Annotated in this window: 23 protein-coding genes (1 of these 23 running past the window's edge); 12 read left to right on the top strand and 11 right to left on the bottom strand. The window is 63.1% G+C overall.

The features are described 5' to 3' along the window. Positions 1 to 46 precede the first annotated feature (46 nt). The 6 genes from GYA95_RS17400 to GYA95_RS17375 all read right to left on the bottom strand — a co-directional run bounded on the left by GYA95_RS17400 (position 47) and on the right by GYA95_RS17375 (position 5908). The gene (locus tag GYA95_RS17400; RefSeq protein WP_015271530.1) at positions 47 to 721 is read right to left on the bottom strand and encodes a COG3650 family protein; all 675 of its coding nucleotides are present in this window, start codon (positions 719 to 721) and stop codon (positions 47 to 49) included. Between the two features lie 243 nt (positions 722 to 964). After that, positions 965 to 1666, bottom strand: coding sequence for an ABC transporter ATP-binding protein (locus GYA95_RS17395; RefSeq protein WP_013973921.1), 702 nt, complete (start codon positions 1664 to 1666; stop codon positions 965 to 967). Then, positions 1667 to 2434 (bottom strand): high-affinity branched-chain amino acid ABC transporter ATP-binding protein LivG, encoded by a 768-nt coding sequence (gene livG, locus GYA95_RS17390; RefSeq protein ID WP_013973920.1) that lies wholly within the window; start codon positions 2432 to 2434, stop codon positions 1667 to 1669. Beyond that, on the bottom strand, positions 2431 to 3687 hold the full coding sequence (locus tag GYA95_RS17385) for a high-affinity branched-chain amino acid ABC transporter permease LivM (RefSeq protein WP_015271529.1): 1257 nt from the start codon (positions 3685 to 3687) through the stop codon (positions 2431 to 2433). Before GYA95_RS17385 ends, livG begins: the two co-directional genes overlap by 4 nt. Continuing rightward, a complete protein-coding gene (gene livH / locus GYA95_RS17380; protein WP_013973918.1) occupies positions 3684 to 4607 on the bottom strand; it encodes a high-affinity branched-chain amino acid ABC transporter permease LivH in 924 nt (307 codons plus the stop codon). Before livH ends, GYA95_RS17385 begins: the two co-directional genes overlap by 4 nt. 185 nt (positions 4608 to 4792) lie before the next feature. Beyond that, positions 4793 to 5908, bottom strand: coding sequence for a branched-chain amino acid ABC transporter substrate-binding protein (locus GYA95_RS17375; protein WP_015271528.1), 1116 nt, complete (start codon positions 5906 to 5908; stop codon positions 4793 to 4795). 359 nt (positions 5909 to 6267) lie between these two features. Here GYA95_RS17375 and GYA95_RS17370 point away from each other — a divergent pair, with 359 nt between their 5' ends. Together GYA95_RS17370 and GYA95_RS17365 are read left to right on the top strand one after the other, a co-directional pair. Beyond that, positions 6268 to 6579, top strand: coding sequence for a DUF2288 domain-containing protein (locus GYA95_RS17370; protein WP_003258939.1), 312 nt, complete (start codon positions 6268 to 6270; stop codon positions 6577 to 6579). Between the two features lie 308 nt (positions 6580 to 6887). After that, complete coding sequence (locus tag GYA95_RS17365) at positions 6888 to 7775, top strand: NAD(P)-dependent oxidoreductase (RefSeq protein WP_015271527.1); 888 nt, start codon at positions 6888 to 6890, stop codon at positions 7773 to 7775. Here GYA95_RS17365 and GYA95_RS17360 read toward each other — a convergent pair. Both GYA95_RS17360 and rapA read right to left on the bottom strand, forming a co-directional pair. Continuing rightward, positions 7675 to 9939: a putative bifunctional diguanylate cyclase/phosphodiesterase gene (locus GYA95_RS17360; protein WP_102059507.1), complete on the bottom strand. Its 2265-nt coding sequence runs from the start codon at positions 9937 to 9939 to the stop codon at positions 7675 to 7677. The genes GYA95_RS17365 and GYA95_RS17360 overlap by 101 nt on opposite strands. A 291-nt stretch (positions 9940 to 10230) precedes the next feature. After that, positions 10231 to 13077 (bottom strand): RNA polymerase-associated protein RapA, encoded by a 2847-nt coding sequence (gene rapA, locus GYA95_RS17355; RefSeq protein ID WP_015271526.1) that lies wholly within the window; start codon positions 13075 to 13077, stop codon positions 10231 to 10233. Between the two features lie 161 nt (positions 13078 to 13238). Between rapA and GYA95_RS17350 the strand changes: the two genes are divergently transcribed. The 7 genes from GYA95_RS17350 to GYA95_RS17330 all read left to right on the top strand — a co-directional run bounded on the left by GYA95_RS17350 (position 13239) and on the right by GYA95_RS17330 (position 18144). Next, on the top strand, positions 13239 to 13934 hold the full coding sequence (locus GYA95_RS17350) for a M949_RS01915 family surface polysaccharide biosynthesis protein (RefSeq protein WP_015271525.1): 696 nt from the start codon (positions 13239 to 13241) through the stop codon (positions 13932 to 13934). A gap of 63 nt (positions 13935 to 13997) precedes the next feature. Further along, positions 13998 to 14327 (top strand): hypothetical protein, encoded by a 330-nt coding sequence (locus GYA95_RS17345; protein WP_015271524.1) that lies wholly within the window; start codon positions 13998 to 14000, stop codon positions 14325 to 14327. 67 nt (positions 14328 to 14394) lie between these two features. Then, a complete protein-coding gene (locus GYA95_RS27700) occupies positions 14395 to 14556 on the top strand; it encodes a hypothetical protein (RefSeq protein WP_003258944.1) in 162 nt (53 codons plus the stop codon). Between the two features lie 135 nt (positions 14557 to 14691). Next, complete coding sequence (gene ccoM / locus GYA95_RS28215; RefSeq protein WP_003254862.1) at positions 14692 to 14808, top strand: cytochrome c oxidase subunit CcoM; 117 nt, start codon at positions 14692 to 14694, stop codon at positions 14806 to 14808. Between the two features lie 272 nt (positions 14809 to 15080). After that, entirely contained in the window at positions 15081 to 17069 is a 1989-nt protein-coding gene (locus GYA95_RS17340; protein WP_054573717.1) for an FUSC family protein, read from the top strand. Then, positions 17056 to 17262 carry a DUF1656 domain-containing protein gene (locus GYA95_RS17335; protein WP_013973910.1) on the top strand — a complete coding sequence of 69 codons (207 nt, stop codon included), beginning with the start codon at positions 17056 to 17058 and terminating at the stop codon, positions 17260 to 17262. Before GYA95_RS17340 ends, GYA95_RS17335 begins: the two co-directional genes overlap by 14 nt. Positions 17263 to 17274: 12 nt before the next feature. Continuing rightward, complete coding sequence (locus GYA95_RS17330) at positions 17275 to 18144, top strand: efflux RND transporter periplasmic adaptor subunit (RefSeq protein WP_015271522.1); 870 nt, start codon at positions 17275 to 17277, stop codon at positions 18142 to 18144. A gap of 39 nt (positions 18145 to 18183) precedes the next feature. Here GYA95_RS17330 and GYA95_RS17325 read toward each other — a convergent pair whose 3' ends face one another. Next, positions 18184 to 18942 carry an SDR family NAD(P)-dependent oxidoreductase gene (locus GYA95_RS17325; RefSeq protein WP_015271521.1) on the bottom strand — a complete coding sequence of 253 codons (759 nt, stop codon included), beginning with the start codon at positions 18940 to 18942 and terminating at the stop codon, positions 18184 to 18186. A 112-nt stretch (positions 18943 to 19054) separates the two neighbouring features. Between GYA95_RS17325 and GYA95_RS17320 the strand changes: the two genes are divergently transcribed. Together GYA95_RS17320 and GYA95_RS17315 are read left to right on the top strand one after the other, a co-directional pair. Next, the gene (locus tag GYA95_RS17320; protein WP_015271520.1) at positions 19055 to 19963 is read left to right on the top strand and encodes a LysR family transcriptional regulator; all 909 of its coding nucleotides are present in this window, start codon (positions 19055 to 19057) and stop codon (positions 19961 to 19963) included. 123 nt (positions 19964 to 20086) lie between these two features. Beyond that, positions 20087 to 20416, top strand: coding sequence for a DUF2025 family protein (locus GYA95_RS17315; protein WP_015271519.1), 330 nt, complete (start codon positions 20087 to 20089; stop codon positions 20414 to 20416). Between the two features lie 42 nt (positions 20417 to 20458). Here GYA95_RS17315 and GYA95_RS17310 read toward each other — a convergent pair whose 3' ends face one another. Beyond that, positions 20459 to 23044 carry a bifunctional diguanylate cyclase/phosphodiesterase gene (locus GYA95_RS17310; RefSeq protein WP_015271518.1) on the bottom strand — a complete coding sequence of 862 codons (2586 nt, stop codon included), beginning with the start codon at positions 23042 to 23044 and terminating at the stop codon, positions 20459 to 20461. 51 nt (positions 23045 to 23095) lie between these two features. Further along, the gene (locus tag GYA95_RS17305) at positions 23096 to 24169 is read right to left on the bottom strand and encodes a diguanylate cyclase (RefSeq protein WP_043936262.1); all 1074 of its coding nucleotides are present in this window, start codon (positions 24167 to 24169) and stop codon (positions 23096 to 23098) included. Positions 24170 to 24299: 130 nt separating this feature from the next. On the opposite strand from GYA95_RS17305, the gene GYA95_RS17300 reads away from it, so the two are divergent. Then, a protein-coding gene (locus tag GYA95_RS17300; protein ID WP_015271516.1) for an MBL fold metallo-hydrolase crosses the window boundary here: on the top strand, positions 24300 to 24642 show its beginning. Its footprint extends 749 nt past the window's final position; 343 of the gene's 1092 nt are visible here — the first part of the coding sequence; the start codon lies at positions 24300 to 24302; its stop codon lies beyond the right edge, outside the window.

The following is a 24642-nucleotide window of genomic DNA, read 5'->3' as shown; positions in this document are numbered from 1 at the left end:
ATAAGCTGTTCGCCGCCCCGACTGGCAGGATAAAAGCGCCCGGCGATCAGTTGTCGCGTGCACCGCCATAGTAACCGCAGCCCAGCAGGGTCTTGCCGTCGATGCGCAGTTCGGCACGTAAGTGGTGGATGGCACCGGTGGCGGTGTCTACACAGCGTTGTGGCGCGACCCACAGCTCCACGTGCTGGCCGTTGGCTTCGCTGGTCAGGGTCAGGCCGCCGCCGGGCACTTCTTCTTCCAGAAAGGGCAGGGGCAGGGGATCCTGGCCGACGCGGTTGAGCACCATGCCTTTGCCGCTGGCCTTGATGTCCCATTCCGGCTCATGGCCGTTGGCGCGCAGGGTCAGCTGCTTGAAGTTGGGGTCTTCACAGGCGCGGGTGGAAGGTTCCAGGCGGTACAGGCGGCGAACTTCAAGCTGGCCGTCGTTGTTGGCCTGCCTGCTGCCGGTGAGGCGGCCACGGACGTCGGCGAACAGTTTGTCGTTGGCGTCCTTGGCGAGGTTGGCGGCTTCCTGCAGGATGCCGGTTGCGGCGACGTCGTTGATCACGAAAGTGCGGTTTTCGCTGCACGGCTTGAACAGCAGCTGGCCACCGCCGGCACGCAGCTCGCCCTGCATGCGCGTAGTGCCGATGTTCGGGTCGCTGGGGGTGTCAGCCATGAGCTGGCAGCCTGCGAACAAGGGCAGCAGGGCGGTGAGCAGCAGGGTGGGGGTGAGGCGCATGGGGCGGGCTCCGGGGAAATCTTTGCCATGAAAGCCGGCCACGTTACTCAGGCTGGCGCTGGATCACAAGTTAATGGTTGCCTGTGCTGGCCCTATCGCCGGCAAGCCAGCTCCCACAGGCCCCCACAACTTTCAGGAACTGTGGGGGTACCTGTGGGAGCTGGCTTGCCGGCGATAGGGCCAGTACAGGCAATACATTTCTGACAGGTAGAAAAAAGGGCCAGTAGATGGCCCTTTTCCCGGTCAACCCCCCAGGTACGCGTCGCGCACCTTCGGGTCGGTCAACAGTGCTTCCCCAGTACCCTGCATCACCACCCGGCCGTTCTCCAGCACATACGCCCGGTCAGCGATCTTCAGCGCCTGGTTGGCGTTCTGCTCCACCAGGAACACCGTCACGCCATCACGGCGCAGCTGTTCGATGATGTCGAAGATCTGCTGGATGATGATTGGCGCCAGGCCCAGCGATGGCTCGTCGAGCAGCAGCAGCTTGGGCTTGCTCATCAGCGCCCGGCCAATGGCGAGCATCTGCTGCTCGCCACCGGACATGGTGCCGCCACGCTGGATATAACGCTCCTTCAGGCGCGGGAACAGCTGCAACACCTTGTCCAGCTGCTCCTGGTAATCGCCCTTGTCGGTGAAGAAACCACCCATTGCCAGGTTTTCCTCGACGGTCAGGCGGGAGAACACGCGGCGGCCTTCCGGTACCACCGCGATGCTCTTGCGCATGATGTGCGAAGACGGCTGGCCGACCAGCTCTTCACCCAGGTACTTGATGCTGCCGCTGTGCGCCTGCGGCGAGCCGCACAAGGTCATCAGCAAGGTCGACTTGCCGGCGCCGTTGGCGCCGATCAGGGTGACGATCTCACCCTGGTTGATCTCCACATTGACGCTGTGCAGCGCCTGGATCTTGCCGTAGAAGGTGGAAACGTTCTCGAACTTCAGCATTTACGCTTCCCCCAGGTAGGCTTTGATCACATCAGGGTTGTCGCGGATCTCTTCCGGTGTGCCGTGGGCCAGGGGTGTGCCCTGGTTGATCACCACGATATGGTCGGAAATGCTCATCACCAGCTTCATGTCGTGCTCGATCAGCAGCACGGTGACGTTGTGCGACTCACGCAGGTAGGCGATCAGCGCCTTGAGGTCTTCGGTTTCCTTCGGGTTCAGGCCCGCAGCCGGTTCGTCGAGCATGATGATGCGCGGTTGGGTCATCATGCAGCGGGCGATTTCCAGGCGGCGCTGCTGCCCGTAGGCGAGGGTGCCGGCGGTACGGTTGGCGAACTCGGTCAGGTTGACCTTCTCCAGCCAGTACTGCGCGCGCTCCATGGCCTCCTTCTCGCTGCGGCGGAAGCTTGGGGTCTTGAACAGGCCGGCGAAGAAGTTGGTGTTGAGGTGGCGGTGCTGGGCGATCAGCAGGTTTTCCAGCGCGGTCATTTCCTTGAACAGGCGCACGTTCTGGAATGTCCGCACCACGCCCTTGCGGGCGATCTGATGCCCGGCCAGGCCCTGGATCGGCTGGCCATCGAGCAGGATGGTGCCGCCGCTGGGCTTGTAGAAGCCGGTCAGGCAGTTGAACACGGTGGTCTTGCCGGCGCCGTTCGGGCCGATCAGTGCCACCACCTGTTTTTCCTTGACGGTCAGGCCCACGCCGTTGACCGCCAACAAGCCGCCGAAGCGCATGCTCAGGCCGCTGACTTGCAGAATTTCGCGGCTCATCGACGCAGCTCCATGTGTGGACGTTGCATAGGCAGCAGGCCTTGCGGACGCCAGATCATCATCAACACCATCAGCGCACCGAACATCAGCATCCGGTATTCGCTGAACTCACGCATCAGCTCGGGCAGCAGGATCATCACGATGGCCGCGAGGATCACGCCCAGTTGTGAGCCCATGCCGCCGAGCACGACGATGGCGAGGATGATCGCCGACTCGATGAAGGTGAACGACTCCGGCGTCACCAGGCCTTGGCGCGCAGCGAAGAAGCTGCCGGCGAAACCGGCGAAGCAGGCGCCCAGGGTGAATGCCGACAGCTTGATCACGGTCGGGTTCAGGCCCAGAGCGCGGCAGGCGATCTCGTCTTCGCGCAGGGCTTCCCAGGCGCGGCCGATCGGCATGCGCAGCAGGCGGTTGATCACGAACAGCGCCAGCAGGGCCAGCAGCAGGGCCACCAGATAGAGGAAGATGACCTTGTTGATCGAGTTGTATTCAAGCCCGAAGAACTCATGGAACGTCTGCATGCCTTCGGCGGCACGGCGTTCGAAGGTCAGGCCGAAGAACTCCGGCTTGGGAATGTTGCTGATGCCGTTGGGGCCGCCGGTCCAGTCGGTGAGGTTACGCAGGAACAGGCGGATGATCTCGCCGAAGCCGAGGGTCACGATCGCCAGGTAGTCACCGCGCAGGCGCAGCACCGGGAAGCCGAGCAGGAAGCCGAAGGTAGCGGCCATGAGGCCGGCGATCGGCAGGCATACCCAGAAGCTCCAGCCCAGGTAGTGCGAGAGCATGGCGTAGCTGTAGGCACCGACGGCGTAGAAGCCGACGTAACCAAGGTCGAGCAGGCCTGCCAAACCGACCACGATGTTCAGGCCCAGGCCCAGCAACACGTAGATCAGGATCAGCGTGGCAATGTCGACCGCGCCGCGCGAGCCGAAGAACGGCCACACCAGTGCCGCGACGATCAGGCCCATGATCACGTAGCGCTGGGTTTTCGGCAGGGTCAGGTAGTTGCTGACCGCTGGCGGGATCAGCTTGCGATCCGAGCGGCGGCCCATCACCGAGCTCCACTGCTTGTCGAACAGCACGCGCAGGAACATCAACACCGAACACACGGCGATGATGCCGATGGTGAACGAGCCCTGGCTGTGCACCACCAGGCTGATGCCATCGATGCTCAGTTTCAGGCCCAGTACCGGGAAGGCCACGGCCCATACCAGCAAGGCGCTGAAGAACGCCTGTTTGAGATTTCTGTTCATACTTTTTCAACCTCCGGGCGGCCCAGGATGCCAGTCGGCCGGAATAGCAGGACAAGAACCAACAAGCCGAATGCCACAACGTCCTTGTACTGGTCGCCGAAGATATCGGCACCGAACGCTTCGGCCACGCCCAGCACCAGCCCGCCGAGCATGGCGCCCGGAATGCTGCCAATGCCACCCAGCACCGCCGCGGTGAAGGCCTTCAGGCCCACCAGGAAACCGGCGTTGGGGTTGATCACCCCGTACTGCATGCTCAGCAGCACGGCCGCCACCGCCGCCAGGGCGGCACCGATGACGAAGGTGAGGGCGATGATGTTGTTGGTGTTGATGCCCAGCAGGTTGGCCATCTTGATGTCCTCGGCGCAGGCGCGGCAGGCGCGGCCCAGGCGGGAACGGGAGATGAACAGGGTGAGGCAGGTCATGGCCACCAGGGTGACCACGAACACCAGGATCTGCATGTAGCTGATCAGTACTTCCTCCGCGCCGCCTGGCCCGAACGAGAAGCTTCCGGGGATCAGGTTGGGGATGGACTTGTCCTTGGAATCTTGCGACAGCAGGACGGTGTTCTGCAGGAAGATCGACATGCCGATGGCGGAAATCAGCGGGATCAGGCGGTTGCTGTTGCGCAGGGGGCGGTAGGCAACCCGTTCGATGCTGTAGCCATAGGCACTGGTGACGAAGATCGTCGCGACAAAGGCGACGGTCATCAGGACAGGCAGCGAATGGATACCCATCATGGCCAGGCCCGCCAGGGCGATGAAGGCCACGTAGGAACCGATCATGTACACCTCGCCGTGGGCGAAGTTGATCATGCCAATGATGCCGTACACCATCGTGTAGCCGATGGCGATCAAGGCATAGGTGCTGCCGATGGTCAATCCATTAACCAGTTGTTGGAAGAAATGGTAGATCTCAGGCATTACAGCGCTCCTAAAAACCTGATTTGCATTTCGCTGGCGGGGGTAGGCCAGGAAACCGCGGGTGACGGTTTTAAGATTTTCAGGTGAGCCCGCCCCCGGATCGCGGGGATCAGGCCCATGAACCTCGTAAAACAAAGCCCACTGCTCGCACAGTGGGCTTCTACGGTCAGCTATTAGTCACGCAGTTACTGAGGGGAGACTTCGGTCTTCGGCTTGCCGAAGTGCCATTCGTAGACCACGAACTTGAAGTCTTTCAGGTCGCCTTTGTCGTCGAACGACAGGTCACCGGTCGGGGTCTTGAAGGTACCTTCGTGGATGGCGGCTGCCACCTTGTCGGCATCTTCGGACTTGGCTTTCTTGATGCCTTGGGCGATCAGCTCGACAGCCGAGTAGGCCGGGAACACGAACGGGCCGCTTGGGTCCTTGCCGTCAGCCTTGATGGCGTCGACGATCTTCTTGTTCGCAGGGTCCGCATCGAACGACTTCGGCAGGGTCACCAGCAGGCCTTCGGAGGCGTTCTGGGCGATCTGCGAGATGGAGTCGTTGCCCACGCCTTCCGGGCCCATGAACTTGGCTTTCAGGCCCTTTTCCTGAGCCTGGCGCAGGATCAGGCCCAGCTCTGGGTGGTAGCCGCCGTAGTAGACGAAGTCGACGTTGTTCTGCTTGAGCTTCTGGATGATCGAGGAGAAGTCCTTGTCACCGGCGTTCAGGCCTTCGAACACGGCAACCTTGGTGCCTTTGCCTTCCAGGGTCTGCTTGACCGCGGTGGCGATGCCTTCACCGTACTGCTGCTTGTCGTGCAGAACGGCGACAACCTTCGGCTTGACGTGGTCGGCGATGTAGTTGCCGGCAGCCGGGCCCTGGGCGCTGTCCAGACCGATGGTGCGGAAGATCAGCTTGTAGCCACGTGCGGTGATTTCCGGGGAGGTCGCGGCCGGGGTGATCATGATCACGCCTTCGTCTTCGTAGATGTCGGACGCAGGCTGGGTAGAGCTGGAGCACAGGTGACCAATGACGAACTTGACGCCGTCGTTGACCACTTTGTTGGCGACTGCCACGGCCTGTTTAGGATCGCAGGCGTCGTCGTATTCCTTGGCTTCGAGCATCTTGCCATCCACGCCGCCCGCGGCGTTGATATCCTTGATGGCTTGCTTTGCGCCGATGAACTGCATGTCGCCGTACTGGGTCACAGGGCCGGTCTTGGGGCCGGCAATCCCGATCTTGATGGTATCGGCGGCAAACGAATGGCTGGCTACCCCTGCCAGAACCATTGCGGCGAACAGCTTGGAAATCTTGATCATAGTGCTCCACTCATTCTGTTGTAATTCTTATAGTCCTGGCGGCCAGGGCTACAGACCGGGCGGGATTTGCGGCGTGGCCATGCCAACGCGCAAGCCCACCTTCCCCCGGAACATGTCCCGGAACTGTACCGGTACAGTGTAGAGCGCTGTTCGAGCGCTTGAAAAGCGGTCGAAAAGTGCCTGCTTCCTGGGTTGTCGCATGGTCGACACAAAGATACAGAAAGGCGCCATCAAACTGCCTGCATCTGCGACCCCGCCCCACAAGTTCGGGATCAATCGACCAAATTACATATTTGAAACCGGGTTTTTCTGCAAAAATGCCGACCTTTTTTATTGGCCGATTTTTGCGGAAACCACCCATGACTGATCAAACAAGCACCCTCTATGCCAAATTGCTTGGCGAGACGGCAATCATCGAGTGGAAAGCGCTGGAGCGTTTCTGGGCCAAGGGTGACCTGATTTGGGTCGACCCGAGCCTCGACCTGATTGCCGTTGCCGAGGCGATGGCCGAGAATCGCAGCGAGATCTTCGCCAAGTGGCGTAGTGATGGCACTGTTGGTCCGGTAACCGCCGAGCAGGCCCTGGACCTGCAAAGCCGCGATCCAGAGATCTGGGCGGTGGTGGTTTCGCCGTTCATCGTGATTCAGGCAAAGCGCCCGACAGAGGCATGATCGCTTTTGGTGCGCAAAAATGCGCAGCAGCCCCGTTTTGGTGCTTGAAGGCGCTCAAGGCGGGTGGAGGGAAGTAACAATTCGGCGTGGCGGTAACAGTTTACGGGATGCGTAATGCCCCACCGTTCTGCCAGGCAACGCGAAACCTGTAGGAGCGGCCTTGTGTCGCGATGGGCTGCGCAGCAGCCCCGGCATTTTTTGCATCGATGCGGAGATCTGGGGCTGCTGCGCAGCCCATCGCGACACAAGGCCGCTCCTACAGGTTCCTGGCCCGCATGGGTAAAGTTCGAACCAGTCAGGAGTCATTGATGAGCACTGCACTACCTTCGCTTGGATTCGCCGGCATCGGCCTGATGGGCCTGCCCATGTGTCGGCGCCTGCTGGCAGCGGGTTACCCGCTGACGGTATGGAACCGCAGCCCGGACAAGTGCACTGCACTGGTCGCGGCTGGCGCGCGCCTGGCCAGCAGCCCTGCCGAACTGTGCCGCGACAGCGACATGGTGCTGCTGTGCCTGGCCGACACGGCCGTGGTCCGCGAGGTGGTGTTCGGCGAGCAAGGCATTGCCCAGGGCGGACGCAGCGGCCAGTTACTGGTCGATTTCTCCAGCCTGGAGCCAACCGCCACTCGTGAAATGGCCGCCGAACTGGCAGCGCTGTGCGGCATGGCCTGGCTGGACGCGCCAGTGTCCGGGGGCACCCCCGGGGCCGAAGCCGGCACCCTGGCGATCATGGTCGGTGGCGAGGCAGCCGACCTGGCGCGTGCGCGCCCGGTACTGCAGGTACTTGGCCAGCGCGTGACGCATATGGGCGCGGTGGGCGCAGGCCAGGTGACCAAGGCCTGCAACCAGATGATCGTGGCCTGCAATGCTCTGGTAATCGCCGAAGTGGTTGCCTTGGCTGAACAGTCCGGTGTCGACGCGACGCTGATCGCCGAAGCGCTGGCGGGCGGTTTTGCCGACTCCAGACCGTTGCAGATCCTCGCTCCGCAAATGGCCGAGAGCCGCTTCGAGCCGATCAAGTGGCATGTGCGCACGCTGCTCAAGGACCTCGATGGCGCGGTCAAATTCTCCCGCGAGCAAGGCTCGGCGACGCCGCTCAGTGGCCTTGCCGCACAATTGATGCGCCTGCACGCAAGCCAGGGGTACCTGCAAAAGGATCCGGCGACCCTGGTTGAGCTGTATCGCAGCAAGGGCTGAACACGCCGCCCTTGTGCCGAACCTGCTCCAGTAGCGAGCGTAGTTCGGCAAGCGGCTCCGGGCGGCCCAGCAGGTAGCCCTGCAGGTAGTCGCAGCCGTGGGCTTGGAGAAACGCCAGCTGTTCGGCGGTTTCCACGCCCTCGCTGACCACCTGCAGATGCAGGGTATGCGCCATGACGATGATCGCCTGGACAATTTCGCGATCCTTCTGGCTGCCCGGCACATCCTGCAGGAAGCTGCGGTCGACCTTAAGCACGTCCAGCGGCAGGCGCTTGAGGTAGGCCAGCGACGAGTAGCCGGTGCCGAAGTCATCGATCGACAGCGCCACGCCCAGGGCGCGTATGCGCGTGAGCAGGTTTACCGTGCGCTGGATGTCACCCATCAAGGCGTTCTCGGTCACTTCCAGTTCCAGCTGTCGGGGTGCGAGCCCGGCGTGGAACAGCGCCTTTTCCACTTCGTTGGGCAGTTCGTCGTGACTGAGGGTGACGGCCGAACAATTGACCGTGACCTTGAGGTTTCCATGACCGTGGCGCTGCAGATAGGCCAGGTCGGCGCAGGCGTGGCGCAGCACCCACAGATCGAGGTCGATGATCAGCCCGTTGGCCTCGGCGATGGCGACAAAACGATCGGGCCCGAGCAGGCCGTGTTGCGGGTGTTGCCAGCGCACCAGGGCCTCAAGTTTGGCCACTTGCCTGCTGCGCAGGTCGAAGATCGGCTGGTAGTGCACGCATAGCCCATGTTCCTCGAGCAGCGCCACCCGCAGTTCCTCTTCCAGTTGCAGAGCAATCGAGGCCTGGGTCTTCAGGCTGTCGTTGAAGAAGTTCAGGCTGTTGCGCCCGTTACCCTTGGACTGGTACAGGGCAAGGTCTGCATGCTTGAGCAGCTCTTCGGCGGTGGTGCCGTCGTCGGGGAAGATGCTGATGCCGATGCTGGTGGTCATGACCATGCGCCGGCCGCCCAGGTTTATGGGCTCTTTCATCCTCTGCATGATGCGCTGGGCCAGGTGGCGGGCTTCGTCGCGGTTTGTGAGGCTGGTGACCACGCAGAACTCGTCGCCGCCCAGGCGTGCGACCAGGTCGCGGTTTCGGGTGGCGGCCTTGATGTGTCCGGCGATCACTTTGAGCAGTTCGTCGCCGGCGTCGTGACCGAGGCTGTCGTTTATGCGCTTGAAATGGTCGATGTCGAGGAACATCACCGCCAGGTGGCTTTGCGTGGCCTGGTGCTCGGCCAGGCGTTCGGCGAACACCTGGTTGAAACCGCGGCGGTTGACCAGGTTGGTCAGGGCGTCGTAGTGCGCGGCCTGCTGCAGCGAAGCGCGGGCCTGGTCCAGTTGGCTGAGCAGCACGCTGACCCGGCGCAGGTCGTGCTCCTTGCTTTGCAGCTTCTTGTCGGCCAGTGCGGTACTGATGCTGGCAGCACTGATCAGCATGGTGATGAAGCCGATGCCCAGTGCCAGTTGCAGGCTGTTGTCGCCAGAGGGCAGGCGCAGGGCGGTGTCGGCCGGGATGACCAGGGTCATGGCCGACATCGCGGTAAAGTGGGTGGCAACGATACCACCAGCCATCAGCAGGCTGGCGCCGTACTTCATGGCCTGGTGCAAGGTACCGCTGCCCTGCCGGAAGTAGCGGGCCAGGTATAGCGCGGTCAGGCTGGTGAGCAGGGCAATGGTGGCCGAGGCCAGCAGCAGGCCGGTCTGGTAGTACTGGCGGGCACCGGTTTCCAGGGCGGCCATGCCTACGAAGTGCATCAGGATGATGCCCAGGCCGATCAGTACCGCACTTCGCAGGTAATGGATTGCGCGCATCTGGCTGCGGTCGAGGCTGTGCATGGCCAGCCAGGCGACGGCCAGTGCGATGAGCAGCGAAAGGATGGTCAGGGACGCGTCGTAGTGCACTTCCACTGGTGCCCGGAAGGCCAGCATGCTGATGAAATGCATGGCCCAGATGCCACCTGCCAGGCAGCAGGCACCGAGCATGTTCCATTGTCGGTGGGCGGTGGGGTCTTCGCTGTGGGATTGTCGCTCGGCCATGTCCAGCGTGGCGAAGCAGGCCGCACAGGCGACGAGGTAGGCAAGCAGAACCAGGAACGGTTCATGCCGGCAATCGATGACGATGCGCCCGGTTGCCGGCAGGTCGGCGAACAGTTGCAGCCCCAGCCATTCCATGGAATGCCTCATGATCGAGTTTTCACTCGTCTGCGCTGAACCCTGTGCAGACTGTCCAGAGGCAGTATAGGAAGAGGTGTTTAAGCCTTCCTGACTAATGGCACATTGATTCCTACGATTTGGTTATGGAATCAATCGCCGCCAAGAATATTGGCTCGCATTTGTAGGAGCGGCCTTGTGTCGCGATGGGCTGCGCAGCAGCCCCAGATTTCTGCACTACCGCAAAAATGCTGGGGCTGCTGCGCAGCCCATCGCGACACAAGGCCGCTCCTACACGGGTGCGGGGAAAGACTAGCCAGCCACCAGCACGCGAATGGCTTCCAGGCGCAAGGCGGCCTTTTCCAGCATCGCCAGGCCCTCTTCACGCTGCTTGCGCAGCGCTTCGATCTCGCTGTCGCGCACGCTCGGGTTGACCGCTTGCAGGGCGACCAGACGGGCCAGTTCTTCGTCGGCCTCCGCTGTCAGGCGGCGCTGGGCCTCGGCCACGCGCTCGACGTGGGCCGGCATGACCTTGGCCTCGCCGCTGCCGATGCGCTGGGCCAGCACGTCACGCTGGGCCTGGACGAACTTGTTGGCGCTGGCGCGTGGCACGCTTTCCAGCTGGTCGTTGAGGGTTTCGAAGGCCACGCGGGACGCCAGGTCGTTGCCGTTGGCATCGAGCAGGCAGCGCAATGCCGCCGGTGGCAGGTAACGCCCCAGTTGCAGGCTGCGCGGTGCCACCACCTCGCTGACGAACAGCATTTCAAGCAGCACGGTCCCGGGTTTGAGCGCCTTGTTCTTGATCAGCGCCACGGCGGTGTTGCCCATCGAGCCGGACAGCACCAGGTCCATGCCGCCTTGTACCATCGGGTGTTCCCAGGTGAGGAACTGCATGTCCTCGCGCGACAGCGCCTGGCCACGGTCGTAGGTGATGGTCACGCCTTCGTCGTCACCCAGCGGGAAGCTGGCGTCGAGCATCTTTTCGCTCGGCTTGAGGATCAGGGCGTTCTCGGAATGGTCTTCGCTGTCGATGCCGAAGGCGTCGAACAGGGTTTCCATGTAGATCGGCAGGGCGAACTGGTCGTCCTGTTCGAGAATGTCCTCGACCAGCGCCTGGCCTTCGCCGGCACCGCCGGAGTTGAGCTCCAGCAGACGGTCACGGCCGGTATGCAGTTCGGCTTCCAGGCGTTCGCGTTCGCTGCGGGCGTCGGCCACCAGGGCTTCCCAGGCCTTGCTTTCGCCACCTTCAAGCAGTGGCAGCAGGCGCGGGCCGAACTGATGTTGCAGGGCGTTGCCGGTAGGGCAGGTGTTGAGGAAGGCGTTGAGGCCTTCGTGGTACCACTGGAACAGGCGCTCTTGCGGGCTGTCCTGCAGGTACGGGATATGCAGCTGGATGGTGTGCTTCTGGCCGATACGGTCGAGGCGGCCGATGCGCTGTTCGAGCAGGTCGGGGTGCGCTGGCAGGTCGAACATCACCAGATGGTGGGCAAACTGGAAGTTGCGGCCTTCACTGCCGATCTCGGAGCAGATCAGCACCTGCGCGCCGAACTCTTCGTCAGCGAAGTAGGCGGCGGCGCGGTCGCGTTCGAGGATGCTCATGCCCTCATGGAACACCGAGGCCGGGATGCCGGAGCGCACGCGCAGGGCGTCCTCCAGGTCCATCGCGGTTTCGGCATGGGCGCAGATCACCAGCACCTTGGTACGCTTGAGCATCTTCAGGGTGTCGATCAGCCAGTCGACGCGCGGGTCGAAACGCCACCAGCGCTCGTCATCGGCCACCTCGCCCTGGGCCTGGAAGGCGACTTCCGGGTACAGCTCGGCATGTTCGCCGGCTGGCAGGTCGCGGTACTGCTCGGGCGTCGCCAGTGGGTAAGGGTGCAGCTGGCGCTCAGGGAAGCCCTGGATCGCCGCGCGGGTGTTACGGAATAGCACGCGGCCGGTGCCGTGGCGGTCGAGCAGCTCACGGATCAGGCGCGCGCTGGCCTGGGTATCGCCGTCGCTGACCGCAGCCAGCAAGGCTTCGCCTTCGGCACCCAGGAAGCCCTGGATGGTGGCGTGGGCCTTGGGCGACAGGCGGCCTTCGTCGAGCAGTTCCTGTACGGCTTCGGCCACCGGGCGATAGTGCTCGCTCTCGGCGCGGAAGGCGGCCAGGTCGTGGAAACGGTTGGGGTCGAGCAGGCGCAGGCGGGCGAAGTGACTGTCCTGGCCGAGCTGCTCGGGGGTGGCGGTGAGCAGCAGCACGCCCGGGATCACCTGGGCCAGCTGTTCGACCAGGCCGTATTCGGCGCTTACCTGGTCTTCGTGCCAGACAAGGTGGTGGGCTTCGTCCACCACCATCAGGTCCCAGCCAGCGGCGAACAGCGCGTCCTGGGCCTTTTCGTCTTCTACCAGCCACTCCAGGGCCACCAGCGCCAGCTGGGCATCCTCGAACGGGTTGCTGGCATCGCTTTCGATGAAACGCTCAGCGTCGAACAAGGCCACCTGCAGGTTGAAGCGGCGGCGCATTTCCACCAGCCACTGGTGCTGGAGGTTTTCCGGTACCAGGATCAGTACGCGGCTGGCGCGGCCAGACAGCAGCTGGCGGTGGATCACCAGGCCGGCTTCGATGGTTTTGCCCAGGCCTACTTCGTCGGCCAGCAAGACGCGCGGCGCGCTGCGGTCGGCGACTTCGCGGGCGATGTGCAACTGGTGGGCGATGGGTTGGGCACGGCAGCCGCCCAGGCCCCACAGCGCCGACTGCATCTGCTTGCTGGTGTGCTGCAGGGTGTTGTAGCGCAGGCTGAACCACGACAGCGGGTCGATCTGCCCGGCGAACAGGCGGTCGCTGGCCAGGCGGAACTGGATGAAGTTCGACAACTGGGTTTCTGGCAGGGTGCGCGGCTGGTTCTGCCCGTCCAGGCCGTGGTAGACCATCAGCCCGTCGATGTCCTCGACCTCGCGCACGGTCAACTTCCAGCCTTCGAAGTGGGTGATCTGGTCACCTGGCGAGAAGCGCACGCGGGTCAGCGGCGCATTGCGCAGGGAATACTGGCGGGTGTCGCCAGTGGCCGGGTAGAGCACGGTCAACAGGCGGCCATCCTGCGCCAGGATGGTACCCAGGCCGAGCTCGGCTTCGCTGTCGCTGATCCAGCGTTGCCCCGGTTGATACTGCTGCGCCATACTGCCTGAACTCCCGCGATGAAAAAGCCGGTTATGTTAACGGATCGGCCGGTCAGACCAAAGTGCCGAGCGCATCGAAAGGTGCCGAAGTGCGATAGGTAGCAACAGTCTAGCCGCTTCATCGTCCCCCACCGTGCTGCCGACGAGGGCTCCGGATCAACATGTCTGCCAAGCACCGCTGGATCAGCGCTTCGATGGCCGTGGGCAGCCTGTTGCTGCTGGCCGCCTGCGAGCAGAAAAACTTCGAGACCTTGCCCGCCATCCCGATCGAGCAGCTCGAGGTGCTGGGCGTGCAGACGCCGATCAAGAGCGTGCACTTTCTTGACCGCGACGGTGAAGGCCTGCTGGTGTTGAGCCGCAGCGATGGCCAGGCCAGCGACCCGGAAAGCGAGCAGGAAGTTGACAAGGTTGTACTCAAGGCCACGCTGTACGGGCGCAAGGCCGAAAATGACGCTTTCAAGGCGCGCTGGCAGATCGAACAGGAAACCACCTGCCCGGGCCTGGACCTGGATGTGGACTTCTATAACGACGTCAGCGATGTCGGCGACCTGAACAAGGACGGCGTCGCCGAGGTGACGGTTGCCAGCCACGCATTCTGTGGCGGTGGCATCGACCCGCACGACATCGCCATCGAGATGCGCGAAGGGCAGGCCAGCTACAGCATCACCGGCCAGTCGCTGATCACCCCGGCAGGTGAAGAGCCGATCGGCGGTGAGCGTGAGGACAGCGCCTCGCTCAAGGGCGCGCCGCAGGTGCTGCGCGAGCACATGGACGCGGTCTGGCAGCAGGTGTATAAGCGGCCCTGGAGTGAGGCCAGCCCGCCAAGCGACGACAACCCTGACGACGAAGCCGAATAAGTGTTGTGCATGCCATCAAGGTAAACCCGCGCCTGCCGATACAGGGGGCATAGGAGAACGTCCATGCTGCCACCGATCATTCCGCTCAGTGCCGCCCCGGTGACCTCGCAACAGGACCCGGTCAAGCCGACACCCGACATCAAGCCGGTGGTGCCGACCCAGCCTGCATCCGGTGAAAGTGCCATCGACCTCAAGCAGCAGCGTGACCCGCAGGAGCAGGCGCTGCTGCTGCGCGACGAGCAGCGCCGCCAGCAGCAACGTCGGCAGAAGGGCGAGGACGAACGCTACAGTGCAATGCCGGGTGACGAGGTCAACGCCGACAATACCGTGCCGGTGGCGCCGTTGATGGGCGAGCATGTACGCCAGGGGCTGCTGGTGGACATCGAAGTCTGACATGGGGCTGGTCAGCGCCAGCGCCTGGCTTCATCATGCAAGTCTCAGTTGATCGTCGAGCCCACCCATGAGCCAAGACAACCTCATCGATTTCGATGCCGAACGCGCCAAGCGCGTCCACGACCTCAAGGAAAAGCGCCTGAACGAAATGCGCAATGCGTTCGAGCAGGCCCTGCCGTTGAACAGTGCCAAGAAAAAGAAGCCCAAGGGCAAGCCGAAGAAGCGCTGAAACTTGACGCAGGTCAACCCTGCACTCGCCTCGCGTGCCCGGCCCCGGGCACCATTGACACCGATCAATTTTCCCCGCCTCCACATTGGTTAACTTGCACCCATCGGACAACGGCAAACGAATGGGGAGGCCAGCATGTTCTTCGACAACGTGGTTATCGCCGGAGTGGTAACGGTCGGGTTGATGGTCGCATTCTTTGCCGGTCTGGGCATTTTCATCTGGAAGGACTCGAACAAGCGCAAACCGCGCTGACCTTCCGGGTACACGAGCACGCAAGGCATTTAGGGCGACTTCGGTCGCCCATTTTTTTGCCTGCAATTTTTGTGTCGCCTGTCCCGGCCCTTTCGCAGCACAAGGCTGCTCCTACACAGTTTCTGTAGGAGCAGCCTTGTGCTGCGAAAGGGCCGGGACAGGACCATCTGCACCTCTTATAAAGATGATTAGCTAGCTAATTAATCGTTTCCGCTTTATCCTTCCCACCATTGTCTATCTTTCTACAAGACCATCCCCTCAAGGTCCGTCTCGTGCCCATCACCTTCCAGGCCCTGTTCGCTCCCAGCAGCCTCGCCCTCAAGTTCGCCATCAAGACCCTGCTCGGTGGCGGCCTGGCCCTGTGGCTGGCGATGCGCTGGGGCCTGGAGCAACCGTCCTGGGCCCTGATGACCGCTTTCATCGTCGCCCAGCCGTTGTCAGGCATGGTGGTGCAGAAGGGCCTGGCGCGGCTGGCCGGCACCCTGGTCGGCACATTTATGTCGGTGCTGTTCATCGGTCTGTTTGCCCAGACCCCCGGTCTGTTCCTGCTCACCTTGGCCCTGTGGCTGGCCCTGTGTACCGCCGCCTCCACACAGTTGCGCAGCGCCTGGGCCTATGCCTTCGTGTTGGCAGGCTACACGGCGGCGATCATTGCCCTGCCGGCCATCGATCACCCATTGCAGGTGTTCGACCAGGCCGTGGCGCGCTGCACCGAGATCTGCCTGGGTATCTTCTGTGCCACCGCCAGCAGCGCCTTGCTCTGGCCCATGCGGGTAGAGCAGCAACTGGGCGGGCAGGCCCGTCAGGCCTGGCAGAACGGCCTGCAGGCCGCCAGTGCCATGCTGGGCGGTGAAGACGAGGCGCGCAAAGGCCTGCTGGAGAGCCTGGGGCGTATCGTTGCCATCGACAGCCAACGCGAACACGCCTGGTTCGAAGGCAATCGCGGGCGCCAACGCGCTCGTGCCATTCGCGGCCTGAGCCAGAAACTGATGGTGCTGCTGCGCATTTCCCGTTCGGTGCGCCGCCAGTGGCGGCAACTTGATGAGGGCGAGGCCGAACGCCTGGCGCCCTGGCTGGAGGAGGTGCGCGCACTGTTGGGCAAGCCCGATCAGCCGAGCCTTTTGCTTCTGCGCCAGCGTATCTGGGATGCTGCCCACGATGATCAGATCAGCCCGGCGGAGCACTTTTGCCTGGCACGCATGGCACTGCTGCTGGATTACGCCATGGCTGCCAGCCAGGCGCTGGAGGATGTGGAGGCGGGCAGGGCGCCCAAGGATGTGTCTCAGGGCCTGGCCGCGCACCGCGACTGGTCGCTGGCCTTGCTGTTCGGCTCACGCAGTGCGCTGGCCTTTCTGGTGATGAGTGGTTTCTGGCTGGCCACCGCCTGGCCTTCGGCACCGGGTGGCCTGGTGCTGACCTGTGTGGTCTGCAGCCTGTTCGCCAGCCGCGAGAATGGCGCGCAGATCGGCCTGAGCTTTTTACGAGGGATCCTCCTGGCAATACCGGCGGCGTTTCTGGTCGGGCAAATTCTGCTGCCGCAATGGAGCAGCTTCGCCATGCTCTGCCTGGGCATGGGGGTGCCGCTGTTTCTTGGTGCGCTGGGCATGGCTCACCCGCGGACCGGGGCCACGGCTACTTCTTATTGCCTGCATTTCATCGTGCTGGTGTCGCCGCTCAACGCCATGCAGTTCGGCGTGGCCACCATGCTCAACAGTGCCTTGGCCATGCTGGTGGGTGTGTCGGCGGCGGTGATGGCCTTCCGCTTGTTGGTGTTTCGCCACCCGGCCTGGCTGGGCCAGCGCCTGCGCGCGGCGACCCAGAATGACCTGGTGCGCCTGACCCGGCGCGACCTGCGCGGGGCCGACAGTTGGTTTGGCGGGCGCATGGCCGACCGCCTGATGCAACTGGCGCGGCATGCCGGCGACCTGCCCGAGAGCGAACGCAAGCGCTGGGACGACGGCCTGCACGGCCTGGATATCGGCGACGAACTGGTGCATTTGCGCATGTGCCTGGCGGTCGCCCAGGCCCCGTTGGGACGGGCCGAGCGCGAATACCTGCAGCAGGTAGAGGCAGTGCTGGCCAAAGGGCCGGCGCCAGGGTGTGGGCAGAGCCTGGATGCCGCAAGCGAACAGTTCATTGGCGCCTTGCGCCGTCTACCCTCCAGCGATCCGCTGCGGTTGGCCGAAGGGGCGGTGCTGCAACTGCAAAAAAGCTGGGGCAAGTGGTGCCGTTGGCAGGAGGAATCCCATGGGGTTGCGTGAGTGGGAATTGGGCGGCGTGCTGTTCAGCCCTTTCCTGGTTTATGTGTTGATGGCGCTGGTGCTTACCGGCGTGTTGCGTCTGGTGGTGCAGGCCACGCCGTTGGGGCGCTGGATCTGGCATGAAGCGCTGTTCGATGCGGCGTTGTTCGTTTGTGTGTTGTTCCTGGTAGTGCGACTGCTGGGAGCTTTATAAAGGAGTGTTTCGATGCGTGCGGCCGTACGTACCCTGGTCACCTTGTGTGTGGTGGCCCTTGCCGTCTTCGCCGGCTATCAGCTGTGGCAGTACTACATGCTCACCCCCTGGACCCGCGATGCCCGTGTGCGCGCCGATGTGGTGGTGATCGCCCCCGATGTGTCCGGCTGGGTGCGCGAGCTGAAGGCCCGTGACAATCAGCAGGTCAAGGCCGGCGACCTGCTGATGAGCATCGACCGCGAACGCTTCCAGGCTGCTTTCGACCAAGCCAGCGCGGTGACCGAAACCCGCAGCCAGCAACTGCGCCTGCGCGAGCGTGAAGCGGCCCGGCGTACCGCACTTGGGCCGGAGGCGATCAGTGCCGAATTGCGGGAAAACGCCCAGATCAATGCGGCCATCGCCCGCGGTGAGCTGCATGAGGCCGAGGCACAATTGCAGGTCGCCAAAATCAACCTGGCGCGCAGTGAAGTGCGGGCGCCGCGCAGCGGGCATATCACCAACCTGCGCCTGGCCGAGGGCAACTATGTGAACACCGGGGAGGCGGTGATGGCCCTGGTGGACGATTCAACCTTCTATATCCAGGCCTATTTCGAGGAAACCAAGCTGCCACGCATTCGTGTGGGGGATGCGGTGAAGGTCTGGCTGATGGGCGCGGGCGAACCGATGCAAGGGCATGTGGAAAGCATCAGCCGTGGTATCACCGACCGCAACAGCAACCCCGACAGCCAGTTGCTGCCGGAGGTCGAGCCGACCTTCAACTGGGTGCGATTGGCGCAGCGGATACCGGTAAGGATTCGCCTGGACCAGGTGCCGGAGGGGGTGACCCTGAGTGCGGGAATGACGGCCAGTGTGCAGGTGCATGAGGAGCAGAGTCGGCCGTGAGGGCCAAAGGGGCTGCTAAGCAGCCCCAGATCCTCGATTTCAGAGGAACATCCCGCCCGAAACCTCCAGCCGTTGCCCGTTGATCCAGCCGTTGCCATCTTCCAGCAACAGCGCAATCGCTGCCCCGATATCATCCGGCAAGCCCACCCGCCCCAGCGCCGTGTTGCCGGCAATGTATTCATTAACCTGTCGGTTATCCCGCACCACGCCGCCGCCAAAATCGGTCTCGATCGCCCCCGGCGCCAGAATGTTCACACGGATCCCACGTGCTCCCAGTTCCTTGGCCTGATAGCGGGTCAGCACCTCCATCGCCCCCTTCATCGCGGCATAGGCGGCATACCCCGGTAGCGCAAAGCGCGCCAGGCCAGTGGAAATGTTGACGATGCGGCCATTGTCGACCAGCAACGGCAGCAGGCGCTGGGTAAGGAAGAACGGACCTTTCAGCTGGATTTTCAGCAACTGGTCGAACTGTGCCTCGCTGGTTTCGGTGTATGGCACGTTCAATCCGATCCCGGCATTGTTCACCAGAAAGTCGAAGCGCTCGTGGCCAAAGTGTTGCTGCAGGGTTGCGCCGAGGCATTCGGCGAAGCCGGCAAAGCTGGCGCTGTCGCTGACGTCCAGTTGCAGCATGATGGCCTTGACCCCGGCCTGCTCCAGCCGGGCGGCGACGGCATGGGCTTCCTCCGCCTTGCTGTGGTAAGTGCCGATGACATCGATGCCGCGTGCGGCCAGGTGTTCTGCGGTGTTGCGGCCCAGGCCGCGGCTGGCGCCAGTGATCAGGGCAATCTTGCGGGTCATGGTGAAAACCTCATGGTGGGCTGATGAGCACAGGTTATTGGTCGGTGTGGTGCTGTTAAATCCAGCGAATATGGAAATACTGTTCGGTAAAACCGGATAGACGAGGGCTGAATTGAACAAGCTGGAGTTGTTGCGCACCTTTGTTCGTGTCTGCGAGGTCAGCAGTTTCACCCTGGCTGCCGAGAGCTTGGGGCTGCCCCGTTCGACTGTGTCGGAGCAGGTCAGGGCGCTCGAGCGTTTGCTGGGTACGCAGCTGTTCAACCGCACCACCCGCCGGGTACAGGCGACCCAGGATGGCGCCTTGCTGTACGAGCGCAGCAAGGACCTGCTGTCGGGCATGGACGAAATCGAGGGCTTGTTCCGCGCCGACGATGCCGAGCTGGCCGGGCGCCTGCGCGTCGATCTGCCGACAATGATGGCCCGGCGGGTCATCATCCCGGCGTTGCCGCAGTTTCTGCAGCGCTTCCCGCGCCTGGAGGTGGAGCTCAGTTGTACCGACCGCCAGGTCGACCTGCTGCGTGAAGGCTTCGATTGCGTGATGCGCATTGGTGCCCTGCATGACCTGGATGTGGTGGCGCGCCCGGTCGGCCAACTGAGCATGCGCAACTGTGCCAGCCCTGCCTACCTTGCACGCTACGGCGTGCCGCGCACGCTGCAGGACCTGGCCGAGCATCACTTGGTGCATTACGTGCGCACTCTGGGGGGGCGTAGTGCCGGTTTCGAATTTCTGCAGGACGGTGAACTGCATTTCCAGGCCATGGCCGGCGTGGTCACAGTGAACAATGCCGAGGCCTACTCGGCGGCCTGCCTGGCCGGGCTGGGGCTGATCCAGGTACCGGCGGTGGGCGTGGCCGAGCACCTGCAGCGCGGTGAGCTGGTTTCGGTACTGGAAGGCTGGCAGGCGCCGGCCATGCCCGTATCACTGCTTTATGCCCGGCAACGGCACGTGCCACGCCGGGTGCAGGCCTTCATGCAATGGTTGGGCGAGGTGCTGCATTCACAGGTTGACGGTGGTCGCTGATCGATGAAAACCGTGGCGCCTGTGTGATGGCTTGCGTTAGGCTGCCAGTCACGAGTTGCCCGGCAGAGGCAACCCTTTCCCGCCTGGCGTGCGTATCTTCCGATTTCATTGCGAGGTTACGTCATGGCCATCACTTCACAGGACATCTGCAACGCTGCCGACCAGCTCAAGGGCTTTGTCGGTTTTCATGGCAAGCGCGGCGTGCATATCGTGCGTTTTTCCGAAGACTCTTTCGGCATGGACGTGGCCGATGCCAGCATCACGCCCTGCAGCGAGTTTGTCTGGCGGCCCGAGCAAGGGCAGCGCATGGCTCTTTGCCGCGAACGGCTGGCGCTGTTGCTGGAGCAGCATGTGGATGACCGTTTGAACATCGGTGAACCGCTGCGCACCTACCTGCGCCGGCGCGACCTGCCGGAAATCGTGGCTGAGCGCAGCTTGCGGCAGCTGTGCTGAAAATCCCTGTAGGAGCGGGCTGCGCAAGCTTTCAAACTTACGCTACAGGTAGGGCGCCGAGCGCTGGGATGCCTGCTGCAACAACGCCTCGAGCCCCGCACTGTTCAGAGGCCTGCTCAGGTAATAGCCTTGCACTTCATGGCAACGGTCCTTCTGCAGTGCCCTGAGCTGCTGCTCGCTTTCCACTCCTTCGGCCGTCACCGTCAGCCCCATCGCTTCGCCCAGGTTGATGATGGCCTGGACCACGGCGCGGTCGCTGCCAGCGGTGTTGTTCAGCCCGCCGATAAAGCGTTTGTCGATCTTGATGCTGTCGAACGGGTAGGTGCGCAAGTAGCCCAGCGACGAGTAGCCGGTGCCGAAGTCGTCCATGTTCAGGCGAACGCCGAGCTCCTTGAGCGACAGCATTGTGCCCAGTGCGCCTTCGATGTCATTGAGCATCACGTTCTCGGTAATTTCCAGCTCCAGGCGCTGTGCGGGGAAAGCGGTTTCCAGCAGGATCTCGCGTACATCCGCCACCACATCGCTGCGCTGGAACTGCGCAGGTGACAGGTTCACAGACACCAGAACATCGGCGGGCCAGTCATGGGCAGTGCGGCAGGCTTCGCGCAACACCCAGCGGCCCAGCGCGACAATGATGTCACTCTGTTCGGCCAAGGGGATGAAGGTGTCCGGCCCCAGCAACCCTTCCTGCGGATGCTGCCAGCGCAGCAAGGCCTCGACTGCGACGATGCGCAGGTCGCTGAGGCGGTAGCGCGGCTGGTAGTGCAGCTCGAATTCCTGGTTGCGCAGGGCTCGCCGCATGTCGTTCTCCAGTTGGCGGCGGTACTGGATCTGCTGGTTCATTTCGGCAGCGAAATAGCGCCAGGTGCTCTTGCCGTCGGCCTTGGCCTGGTACAGGGCGATATCGGCGCAGCGGATCAGCTCGCCGGCATCGAAGCCCTGGGTACGGGTCTGGGCGACTCCGATGCTGGCGCCAACGTGCAGGGGCTGGTTATCGAAGATGATCGGTTGTTGCAGCAGGCTGATCAGGCGCGCACAGAAACGGTCGATCTCGCTGCGGTTGTCCATGCCGCCGAGCACCAGGAGGAACTCGTCGCCGCCCAAACGCGCGACCAGGTCGCCGTCGCGGGTAGTGTCGCGCAGGCGGTTCGCTACCTCCTGCAGCACCGCGTCACCGGCGGCATGGCCGAGAGAGTCGTTGATCGGCTTGAAGTTGTCCAGGTCCAGCAGCAGCAAGGTCAGTGGTGGCGAGTCGCTCCCACGTAACAGCGCCTGTTCCAGGTGGCGGGCTAGCTTGTTGCGGTTGGCCAGGCCGGTCAGCGGGTCGTGCAGCGACAGGTGCTGGATGCGTGCATGGGCATCGACTTCGTCGGTGATGTCACTGGCGGTGCCACGGAAACCGACGGGCTTGTCGTCGTACCAGATGGCGCGGGCCGAAATCCGGCAGTAGCGGTTCTGGCCATTCTGGTCGCGGTAGGTGCAGCGCAGGTTGGCCAGTTGTTGCGGGTCGGCCGCGGCCAGGGCATCCAGCCACGGCGAGAGCGGCGTGGTATCGCAGGCCAGTAACTGATTGAGCGGGTGGCCGAGCCAGTCGTCCACCGGGTAACCGGTAACGTTGACAAAACGTTGTGACAGATAGGTGAGGCGTTGCTGCCGATCAGTTTCCCAGATCCAGTCGGATGCCGACTCGGCCACCGCGCGAAAACGCTGCTCGCTGGCCTCCAGGGCCTGGTTGCTCTGCTGCAGATCGGCGAGCGTGAGGTCGATCGCGCGCGAACTGCGCAAGGCATGACGGAACAGGTAGAGCATGACCAGGCCAAGTATCAGCAAGGCTCCCGACAGCGGGGGCAACACAGCACGCAGCAACTGGTGCCCTGGCAGCGGGCTGCTCCAGGACAGGTGGTAGCCGGTATCGCCGAGGTCGATGCGCAGGTGGCCGTGCTCGCCCACATCATCTTTCTCCACGTGCATGCCGGTCAGGCCGGCACCGCTGCTCAGTTGCGCCAGCTTGTCCTCGGTGAGCTGGTCGACAAACAGCATTACCGGCGCCTGGCTGACCTCGCTCTCGGTAACATCCCGGTCCGGGCGCACCGCCGCAGCACTGAGCACGGCCGGCCAACCGTTGAACAGGACGAAACGGGTGATCTGTTCACGTGGGATGGCCGCCGCCCGGGCCTGGTCGATGATTGGCTGCAGCGCTGCATCGATATAGGTATTGGCCGCCGCCTGGGTAGGCTGGCCTCTGAACAAGGCGTAGGTGGTGCGTGCGTCCTCCACCACGAACACTCCCTCATAGCCGCTGGCGCTGTACAGCGACTCGCCCACGTTCTTTTCTTCGTAGGCCCATTTCCAGTCGGCCTGCCCCGCCAGGTGTTCGAAGGCAGCATCCCATACGGCGTAGCTGGACAGGAATTGGCGCGATGCGAGCAACCGTTGCTCCAGCGCCTTGGATGCCTGCGAGGCGCTGCGCTGGCGCTCCTGATGGTCAAGAGTACCCGCGATATTGAACAGGGCGCCGACGATGACCAGGCAAGCCAGGCCGAAAACTGCGCTGAAGCCGGCAATCAAGCGACGCACCTGGAAGCGCGGGGTGGGGCTGGCGGGTGGAGGGTTGGCGGTCCTGGCCATGCGCGAGCGGCTCCTTCAGGCAGCCTCCCGCCAGTTAGTCAGGAAGGAGGTTCAATCAGGATAGGCCAGCCTGAGCGTTGCAGCGTCGCTGCGGGCAAAATTGACCTGGTCGCGCCCGGCATGCTTGGCGGTATACAGCGCCTTGTCCGCCTGTTCGAGCCAGTGCTCGGGTGACTCCAGGTCGGCCTCGAATGCCGAAAGGCCGATGCTCAGGCTGATGCGCAGGTGCGGCAACTGCGGGTTGCGGTAGCTGGCGACCCGCTCGCGCAGGCGCTCCATGGCCAGGCACGCTTCGGCTTCGCTGGTATCCGGCAAGATTACGCAGAATTCGTCACCGCCGTAGCGCCCGGCCTGGTCGCCTTCGCGTAGGTTGTGCCGCAGCTCGGCGCCGAGTTGGCGCAGCACACAGTCGCCGACAACGTGACCGAACGTGTCGTTGATGGTCTTGAAGTGGTCGATGTCGATCAGGGCAATCACCGCGTGCCCCTTTTGCTGCTGGCAGGCCTGGAACTTCAGCAGCAGCAGGTCTTTCCAGGCACCGTGGTTGAGCAGGCCGGTCAGGCTGTCGGTGAGGCTCAGGGTGCTCAGTCGGCGCTTGTGGTCGGCCAGCTTGATCGCCAGCTGGTAGCAGACCCAGCCTAGCGCCAGTGGATAGAGCGTCAGCATCGGCAGGCAGGCATAGACCTGCAGGGGTGTGGCATTCAGTTGCAGGCCGGGGCCCAGCAACAATGTGGCGATGAGCATGCCGGCCAACTGGGCCAGCATCCCGCGAACGACCATGCGTTTGCCGCCGGCGGCGACGTTGTTCATGGTCATCATCGAAAGCACGGTCACACTGGGCAATGGATTGAAATGCATGGCGGCGGTCCAGAACCCACCCATCAGGGAGTCCAGAACCAGGTTGCGCTGTTCTGCCTGGTAGGGCGTGGCCGAACGGGCTGCCCACAGGTAGGCCACATGTGGCCACAACAGGCCGTTGAACAGCACCAGCAGCCATGCCCAGATGGGCGGTGACAGCGGCGCCATGGCGGCCATGACACTGAACAGGCCGATTCCCAGGCCGATGACCCGCGGCAGGTAGATGCGTTTGGCGAATGAAAGTCCTTTGCCGCTGCGTTTATCCATCTTGATCATCGTTCTTCTGCTGAAGCACCGTTTATCGCATAACTCGCATGAATATTGTTGAACAGTGTTTCATCGACGAAAAATGACCTTACAAGCCAATTCATGGTTGATCCGATCACTGTGGGGTAGCATGAAGGCTTTCCTGTTGCTCGGAGTGTTGCTGATGGTCCCTTTGGCCAACCCCGCCGGCGAGCCGGCGCCACAGCGGGAAGGGCGTTTTCACAACCAGGCGTCGTTGCCACAGGATGGCGTATTGAAGAAGCTGCGCATCGGGCTCAAATACCTGTTCCTGCGCAAACCGCCGGAAACCCGGCCGGCCACACCGGTCAGCCTCCAGCCCATGACCCGCCAGCAGGTGCTCGATGCGCCCGACCGCAGCCTGTGGCGCCTGGGCCATTCCACAGTATTGCTCAAGCTGCGTGGGCGCTTCTTTATTACCGACCCGGTATTCGCCGAGCGCGCCTCGCCAGTGC

It is taken from the genome of Pseudomonas asiatica (genome assembly GCF_009932335.1).
Taxonomy (GTDB): Bacteria; Pseudomonadota; Gammaproteobacteria; order Pseudomonadales; family Pseudomonadaceae; genus Aquipseudomonas; species Aquipseudomonas asiatica.
The sequence above is the reverse complement of the archived record's forward strand: the minus strand, read 5'-3'. Positions and strand labels throughout refer to the sequence as shown.

Coding starts and splice junctions, on each gene's coding strand:
- GYA95_RS17400 (WP_015271530.1), bottom strand. CDS start 721: ATGCGCCTCACCCCCACCCTGCTGCTCACCGCCCTGCTGCCCTTGTTC.
- GYA95_RS17395 (WP_013973921.1), bottom strand. CDS start 1,666: ATGCTGAAGTTCGAGAACGTTTCCACCTTCTACGGCAAGATCCAGGCG.
- livG (WP_013973920.1), bottom strand. CDS start 2,434: ATGAGCCGCGAAATTCTGCAAGTCAGCGGCCTGAGCATGCGCTTCGGC.
- GYA95_RS17385 (WP_015271529.1), bottom strand. CDS start 3,687: ATGAACAGAAATCTCAAACAGGCGTTCTTCAGCGCCTTGCTGGTATGG.
- livH (WP_013973918.1), bottom strand. CDS start 4,607: ATGCCTGAGATCTACCATTTCTTCCAACAACTGGTTAATGGATTGACC.
- GYA95_RS17375 (WP_015271528.1), bottom strand. CDS start 5,908: ATGATCAAGATTTCCAAGCTGTTCGCCGCAATGGTTCTGGCAGGGGTA.
- GYA95_RS17370 (WP_003258939.1), top strand. CDS start 6,268: ATGACTGATCAAACAAGCACCCTCTATGCCAAATTGCTTGGCGAGACG.
- GYA95_RS17365 (WP_015271527.1), top strand. CDS start 6,888: ATGAGCACTGCACTACCTTCGCTTGGATTCGCCGGCATCGGCCTGATG.
- GYA95_RS17360 (WP_102059507.1), bottom strand. CDS start 9,939: ATGGAATGGCTGGGGCTGCAACTGTTCGCCGACCTGCCGGCAACCGGG.
- rapA (WP_015271526.1), bottom strand. CDS start 13,077: ATGGCGCAGCAGTATCAACCGGGGCAACGCTGGATCAGCGACAGCGAA.
- GYA95_RS17350 (WP_015271525.1), top strand. CDS start 13,239: ATGTCTGCCAAGCACCGCTGGATCAGCGCTTCGATGGCCGTGGGCAGC.
- GYA95_RS17345 (WP_015271524.1), top strand. CDS start 13,998: ATGCTGCCACCGATCATTCCGCTCAGTGCCGCCCCGGTGACCTCGCAA.
- GYA95_RS27700 (WP_003258944.1), top strand. CDS start 14,395: ATGAGCCAAGACAACCTCATCGATTTCGATGCCGAACGCGCCAAGCGC.
- ccoM (WP_003254862.1), top strand. CDS start 14,692: ATGTTCTTCGACAACGTGGTTATCGCCGGAGTGGTAACGGTCGGGTTG.
- GYA95_RS17335 (WP_013973910.1), top strand. CDS start 17,056: ATGGGGTTGCGTGAGTGGGAATTGGGCGGCGTGCTGTTCAGCCCTTTC.
- GYA95_RS17330 (WP_015271522.1), top strand. CDS start 17,275: ATGCGTGCGGCCGTACGTACCCTGGTCACCTTGTGTGTGGTGGCCCTT.
- GYA95_RS17325 (WP_015271521.1), bottom strand. CDS start 18,942: ATGACCCGCAAGATTGCCCTGATCACTGGCGCCAGCCGCGGCCTGGGC.
- GYA95_RS17315 (WP_015271519.1), top strand. CDS start 20,087: ATGGCCATCACTTCACAGGACATCTGCAACGCTGCCGACCAGCTCAAG.
- GYA95_RS17310 (WP_015271518.1), bottom strand. CDS start 23,044: ATGGCCAGGACCGCCAACCCTCCACCCGCCAGCCCCACCCCGCGCTTC.
- GYA95_RS17305 (WP_043936262.1), bottom strand. CDS start 24,169: ATGGATAAACGCAGCGGCAAAGGACTTTCATTCGCCAAACGCATCTAC.